The sequence below is a fragment of the Streptomyces sp. H27-H5 genome (assembly GCF_026627505.1).
In the GTDB taxonomy this organism is placed as follows: domain Bacteria; phylum Actinomycetota; class Actinomycetes; order Streptomycetales; family Streptomycetaceae; genus Streptomyces.
In genome coordinates this window covers 1-5,900 of sequence record NZ_JAPNLK010000197.1, presented here as the reverse complement: position 1 = coordinate 5,900, position 5,900 = coordinate 1, and the positions used below count along the sequence as shown (strand labels likewise).

Sequence of the window (5,900 nt, the reverse complement as noted above, 5' to 3'; positions counted from 1 at the left end):
CCACCTCCGACCTGGACGATCTCCTGGCCAGGCTCGACCAGCACACCGCCGATCACCCAGAAGAATCCTCCGCCGCCAAGGCCGCGTGATCAACCCCCGAAGGACTTACGACGCAGACCACTTAGCCGGCTACGGGGTGGCGCTCCCCGTTGCGTCCGGCAGGGCGCGCGGCTCGAGGTCACCCGTGGGCGGGGATCTTGCGCCTTGCGAGACGTCCACACCCACCGGATGGGCCATCCTTGAGCCCGGTGCCGGACTGGCCGAGGTCCGGCCACGGTCCGTTTCCTGGCCGGAGGAGAGGTTTCCATGGCGTCCGGATCAACGCTGACAGCCTGGCTGAGCGGTCTCGACGGCCCGCGCCTGGCACGCGTGCTCGCGACACGGAACGACACCGCGTCCCCTCCGGAGCCCCGCTCGGTGGGGGAGCTGGCGGACCGCCTTCAGCGGCCGGGGTCGGTGGCACTCGCGCTGCCCCTGCTCACCCTGCCCGACTTGCAGGTGGCCGAGGCCGTGGCGGCGCTCGGTACGACCGCGTCGCGCGAGGCCCTGGCGAAGCTGCTGGGAGCGACGGCAAGCGATGCCGGCCGCGCGCTGGAAGCGGTCCTGGAGACTCTGGCCGGGCACGCGCTGGTCTGGCCGGACCACAACGGAAGGCTCCACACGGCGGCACCGTTGCGGCAAGCGTGGGACGCGCCGCTCGGGCTGGACGCACCACTTGCGGAGCTGCTGGCGGACATGACCTCCGACGAGCTGCGCGGCATGTTGGTGGCGCTGGGTATCAAGCCTCCCGGCACCAAGCAGCAGCGTATGGCGGCGCTCGTCGCGCACCACAGCGACCCCGAAATCATTGCCGAAGTGGTGGCACGAGCGCCCGCGGTCACACAGAAGCTGCTGACCCACCGGGCAGGGTCTGCGCCGAGGCAGCCGCAGGCCATCGTGTTCGGGACCCCTGGCCCCGTCCTCGGACCGGGGGCGCGATGGGCACTCGACCGGGGCCTGCTGATCCAGGACCGCCGCCGATACGGTCCCGCGCGTATGCCCGTCGAAGTCGCGCTGGCGTTGCGCGGGCCCACTTGGCGCGCCCCCTTCGCCCCGCTTCCACCGTCCCCTCAGTTGGTGTCCATCACCCCTGCCGAGGTAGAGCGGGAGGCCGCGGCCTCGGCCGCGGCGCTGTTGACCCAGGCCGCCTCGGTCCTCTCGGCCTGTTCCTCGGCTCCGCCCTCCAGACTCAAGTCCGGTGGGATCGGCGCGCGTGAGCTGGCCCGAATCGGCAAGGCCGCCCATGCCGACGATGCCGCGGTCCGCATCACCCTGGAGGCCGCGTACGCGGCCGGGCTGCTGGCCCGCGTCGGCGACCGCGTGGCACCGACCGAGGCATACGACGTCTGGGCGGAACAGGAGCCCGCAGAGCGGCTTGCCACGCTGCTCCAGGCATGGCGCGAACTGCCGCTCACCTCCACCCGTGCGCGCGATGAGGACAACAAGGTCCTGCCGGCCCTCGCGGGAGCACCGCCCTGTAACGGCTGCCGCCAGGCCCGTCACGGGCTGTTTGCCGCAGCGGCACAGCTCCCGGCCGGTCAGGGTGTGAAGAACGCTTCCGATCTCGGACCGACGGTGGCCTGGCACCGCCCGCTCGCCGACACCTCGCCTACGGACATCACCCCGTTCGCCGCGGTGATCCGCGAGGCCGAAATGTTCGGAGTGATCGCCCGAGGCGCCCTGTCGGCTCTGGGCGTCCATCTGCTCGCCCACGACGCGGAAGGACTGACCGCCACCTGCCGACGACTGCTGCCCCCGGCCGCCGAAACCGCCCGGATCGGCGGCGACCTCACCGCCGTCGTCGCCGGCACAGCGGCCGCGCGGGTCGCCGAGATCCTCGATGCCACCGCTGACCGGGAAACCAGTGGCACGGCCTCGGTGTGGCGGTTCAGCTCCGGCAGCATCCGACGGGCCCTGGACGCCGGCCGCGCCCCGGGGGACATCGCAGCCGATCTGGCCGCCATCACAGCCGGGACCCTGCCCCAGCCGCTGTCCTATCTCATCGCCGACACCGCGCGGGGCCACGGACGCGTGCGCATCGCCCCGGCCGCCTGCGTCCTCCACGGCGAGGACCCGGCGCTCCTGGCCGAACTCGCCGCCCACCGGGGGCTCTCCAAGCTCGGCCTGCGCCGGCTTGCGCCGACTGTTCTGGTCAGTCGTAGCTCGCTCGACACAACCCTCGCAGCGCTCCGCGCCGAGGGGTACGCCCCCGTCGCCGAAACGGCCGGGGGAACCGTACGCATCGAGAAGGTGCGGCCCCAGCGGGCGGCCGCTCCTGTTCCGCCCCCTCGGCAGACCGGCGACAAGCGCGGCACCCGAAGCACGGCCATCCGTACGTCGAAGGTCCCGGGCGGCGCCGACATGGATGATCTGGCTGTCCGACTGCTGGCCGCGCCGCCGAACGCGCCGGACCCCGACCCCTTCGGCAGCGGAGTCCCCTTCGGGACGGACACCGAAGAAATCGTCGCCGGATACGCGAAGCACCTGTCGTACAGCGATGTCCGCCAGCTCGCCCAAGCCATCGACGCCGGCACCGCCATCACCGTCGAGTACGTCGCGACCTCGGGCAGTCGCACCGTACGCACCCTGAGCAGCCTGGAACTCGACCCGCCCTACCTGGAAGCCTGGTGTCACCTGCGTGAAGCCGAACGCGTCTTCACGCTCTCCCGCATCCACGGCGTCATGCCCCCGTAGGCCGGTCAGGCGTCCAAGGTCAGCGCTGCAGCCCCGGAATCAGCGGGACGGAATCCTCCACACTGTGCACCTTCACCCGGAGCCAGTAGCCAGTAGCCAGTAGCCCGAGCCTTCTCCCGCATGATCGAGGCCGCCGCGCCGCTGAGGCACGCCCCGGCCGGGGCGTTCTGCGTTGGCTCGCGATGACCGGTCCGCCCTGGTGGGTCTCACGCGACCGGGGTCGTCGTGTCGTCCTCGGCGGTGGGGGCCTCGGGGGTGGGGCCCTCGGGGGCGGGGGGTTCGATGGTGACGGCCATGAGGATCTGGGTGGCGCGGGCGGTGTTGTCGGCGCGGACCGCTCGGGCCATCGCGGTGCGGGCGGCGGCGGGCCGGGTTTTCGGGGGGACGACCAGGAGCGCGAAGTGGTCGTTCTCGCCGCGGGTGATGAGGACGGTGTCGTCTCCGACCGGGTCGGACACGAGGTGCACGACGTGGCCGTCGACGACCAGGCGGGTCGGGATGTCCTGCCAGGTCGAGGCGTCCAGGCCGATGCGGGTGATCGGGCCGAGGTGGCCGGTGAGCACCGAGATCAGTTCGGGCAGCTCGGCCACGGGGTCGCTCGAACGGGGCCACCACGCGCCGTCCAGCACGCCTTCCCGGGTGTGCGTGGTCTCCAGTCGGAGCAGCGCCGTGCCCGGCTTCACCGTGTGGTGGATCTCGTCCGGGAGAAGCAGCTCGTAGTGGTGGTGGTTCTCGGAGTCGGCCATGTGGTTCGCCCGTCTCGGGGGAGGCCGTGCTCGACCGTCTGCCGTACCGCAGGGCGGTGTCGTCGCCGGTCGGGCGCTGGCTTCGTGGTTCAACGGTACTCCGGGGGCGTGTTCCCCGCAGGGGCCCGACCGGTCGGGCCCCTGCGGCGGGCCAGGGGGCGGCCGGGCGGGAAAGTGCCTGGTCGTGGGAGGTTCCCGGGGCGTCGTACGGGAGTACAGTCGAAGGACCGGGAGCATTTCGTACACCGGCCGCAGGCGAGTGTCGTTTCCGGCGATCACGAGACGCCGGGCTGCCGACGGGTGGCCCGGGGGACGGTTCGCGTCATGAACACGACCCTGGCAGGAATGCCCCTAGGACGGACCACGCACCACGACCTCGCGCCGGCGCTCGCGATGGCGGCGCGACTGCGTCTCGCCCCGCGCTCCGCGCTGGTCACCGCCCTGGACGGGGCGTGGTGGCCCCACTCCCGTGACCTCGCCGTCGAACTCCCGCCTTTGATGGCGGCGCTCGACGAGCTGTGGGGGCGGATCACCCGCGTCACCGTGAACCCGATGCACTGGCCGGTCGTCCCGCCGAAGGTGGACGTCGCCGGGCGGTTCGTTCACGTCGGGCGGTTCGTCGAGCAGGATCCCGACAAGCTGATCCTGCTGTCCTTCACCGTCGGCCGGTGGGACCTGCTGGTGATCCCGCCCGAGACCGCGCCCGCCTCGGCGGCCCGGTTGCTGGCGGCGGCCGCACTCCCCGGCAGCATGCTGAGCGCCGGCACCCTGATGGCCAACGAGGCCGTCATCGGGCGCGGTGTGCGCGAGGCGCAGCGCCGGGAGGCGGACTGGGAGGTCACCTGGGAGACCGAGGGCGGAGCGTGCATGTCGCCCGTCGGTGAACCGCTGGGTGACCCGCACGCGAGCCCTCGCGTCCGGGGTCCGGGGTTGCCCGTGATGCCCGTGGAGGCGATCCCCCTGGCGACGGCCGCCGGCATGGCCGCGGCCGGCGGGTCGGGCCGGACGTCCTGATGGCCCGTACCGAGTATCGGCCCGCGACGGGGCGGGCCGAAGTCCGTATCGTCGCCGCCTCCCCCGAGGCGGCCCGTGCGGTCGCCGAGGTCCTGCGTCACTTCTTCGGCGCCACGGAGCAGCGCAGCTATCCGGCCCCGGAGGGTGGCACGCGGCTGCACCTCACGGTGGACACCGATGCCGTGGCCGGGCCGGAGCGGCCCTGGTTGAGCACCAGCAGACCGCTCAGGGGTGTCGGTACCGGGGCGCACGCGGACGAAGTCTGACGCGTGGCCGCCGGTTGCGCGGCCGCCGGTGCCGGCGGCCGCGCTCGCCGCGGTGGCCGTCCGTGCCGTCGTCGGCGTGAGGCGGATCCTTTCCCCAGTACGACTGTTCCACCCGTGTGGGTGGATCGGCCGGACCGTGCCCGGGAGGGGGGGATCTTCGCGCCTATAACAGGGCCCGTCATGTTGATCGACTGATGGGCTCCCCACCATGTTGAAGGCCGCTCTCCGGGTCCTCGCCGCCGTCTCCCTCGTCTCCGCCGCAGCCGCCGCCCCGGCCGTCGCCGCGCACGCGGCGCCCCTCGCACCCGTCGCGCTCGCGGCGTCCGCCGCTCCGGCGGCGCTCGTCGACGACCTGACCTCGCCCTGTGGGCCGACCGTCGAGTACCGCGCCTGGGACTGGTGGCGTACGACGACCAACCCGAGGATCGCCCGCCCCGTCGCGGCCGCCGCGGCGAACGAGCGCTGGCAGTGGCGCAGCGACACCAACACCCTGTGGCGCGGGGACACGCGGGAGAGCGTCGAGGAGATCTTCGAGACCGGATTCACGCCGCGCGGCGACCGGTTGACCCCGCTCGCCGAGTACATCGTCAAGGGCGGCGGGCAGGACAGCGCGCACCTGAGCACCACGTGCGAGAAGTGGGTGGCGCAGAAGTTCGCGACCTACGGCGCCGAGAAGACGGGCTGGGTCTACGAGATCTACGCGCCCGGCGGCATCGACGTGAACGCCACCGCGCACCTGAACAACTACAACTCGCCCTACCTCTGGAACAAGGAGATCGACTTCCCGGGCGGGGTCAAGGGCCGCTACATCAAGGGTGCTTGCAAGTACCGCCTGACCTACACCGACCCGGCGACCAAGATCAGCACCTGGGAGGAGCTCGGCTGCAAGGACAACGCCGGCTTCGCCCCGTACAAGAACGACCCGGCGGCCCGCGCGGTCGCGGCCCGCTAGACCCGGCCGAGAACCCCCGGTCGGGAACCCCCGGTCGGGAACCCCCGGCGAGATCCCGCCGCACTAGTGCTGCACCGCGAAAGTTCGTGGAGGGGTGTTGGTCAGGCTGCTTCCTTGAGTGGGGTGCCCTTGTAGGTCCAGCGGAAGGGCTTGGCGTTCTCGTTGCGGTTGATGATGTAGCTGTCGAGC

General features: G+C 72.2%; 5 protein-coding genes. 4 read left to right on the top strand and 1 reads right to left on the bottom strand.

The window, feature by feature from the left end; all coding sequences use genetic code 11:
* The first annotated feature begins 306 nt into the window (after positions 1 to 306).
* Complete coding sequence (locus tag OTB19_RS41240) at positions 307 to 2,733, top strand: helicase-associated domain-containing protein (RefSeq protein WP_267803998.1); 2,427 nt, start codon at positions 307 to 309, stop codon at positions 2,731 to 2,733.
* A gap of 206 nt (positions 2,734 to 2,939) precedes the next feature.
* Here the strand turns inward: OTB19_RS41240 and OTB19_RS41235 are convergent, their stop codons facing one another.
* Positions 2,940 to 3,479 (bottom strand): DUF5994 family protein, encoded by a 540-nt coding sequence (locus OTB19_RS41235; RefSeq protein WP_267803997.1) that lies wholly within the window; start codon positions 3,477 to 3,479, stop codon positions 2,940 to 2,942.
* A 324-nt stretch (positions 3,480 to 3,803) separates the two neighbouring features.
* On the opposite strand from OTB19_RS41235, the gene OTB19_RS41230 reads away from it, so the two are divergent.
* The 3 genes from OTB19_RS41230 to OTB19_RS41220 all read left to right on the top strand — a co-directional run bounded on the left by OTB19_RS41230 (position 3,804) and on the right by OTB19_RS41220 (position 5,711).
* The gene (locus OTB19_RS41230) at positions 3,804 to 4,493 is read left to right on the top strand and encodes a DUF5994 family protein (RefSeq protein ID WP_420717022.1); all 690 of its coding nucleotides are present in this window, start codon (positions 3,804 to 3,806) and stop codon (positions 4,491 to 4,493) included.
* Positions 4,493 to 4,759, top strand: a complete 267-nt coding sequence (locus OTB19_RS41225) for a hypothetical protein (protein ID WP_267803996.1) — start codon at positions 4,493 to 4,495, stop codon at positions 4,757 to 4,759. The genes OTB19_RS41230 and OTB19_RS41225 overlap by 1 nt, the downstream gene beginning before the upstream one ends.
* Before the next feature lie 208 nt (positions 4,760 to 4,967).
* On the top strand, positions 4,968 to 5,711 hold the full coding sequence (locus OTB19_RS41220) for a scabin-related ADP-ribosyltransferase (protein WP_267803995.1): 744 nt from the start codon (positions 4,968 to 4,970) through the stop codon (positions 5,709 to 5,711).
* Positions 5,712 to 5,900 lie beyond the last annotated feature (189 nt).

Bases quoted from the DNA above. Each gene is read 5' to 3' on its own strand.
- OTB19_RS41235 (WP_267803997.1), bottom strand. From the start codon at position 3,479: ATGGCCGACTCCGAGAACCACCACCACTACGAGCTGCTTCTCCCGGAC.
- OTB19_RS41225 (WP_267803996.1), top strand. From the start codon at position 4,493: ATGGCCCGTACCGAGTATCGGCCCGCGACGGGGCGGGCCGAAGTCCGT.
- OTB19_RS41240 (WP_267803998.1), top strand. From the start codon at position 307: ATGGCGTCCGGATCAACGCTGACAGCCTGGCTGAGCGGTCTCGACGGC.
- OTB19_RS41230 (WP_420717022.1), top strand. From the start codon at position 3,804: ATGAACACGACCCTGGCAGGAATGCCCCTAGGACGGACCACGCACCAC.
- OTB19_RS41220 (WP_267803995.1), top strand. From the start codon at position 4,968: ATGTTGAAGGCCGCTCTCCGGGTCCTCGCCGCCGTCTCCCTCGTCTCC.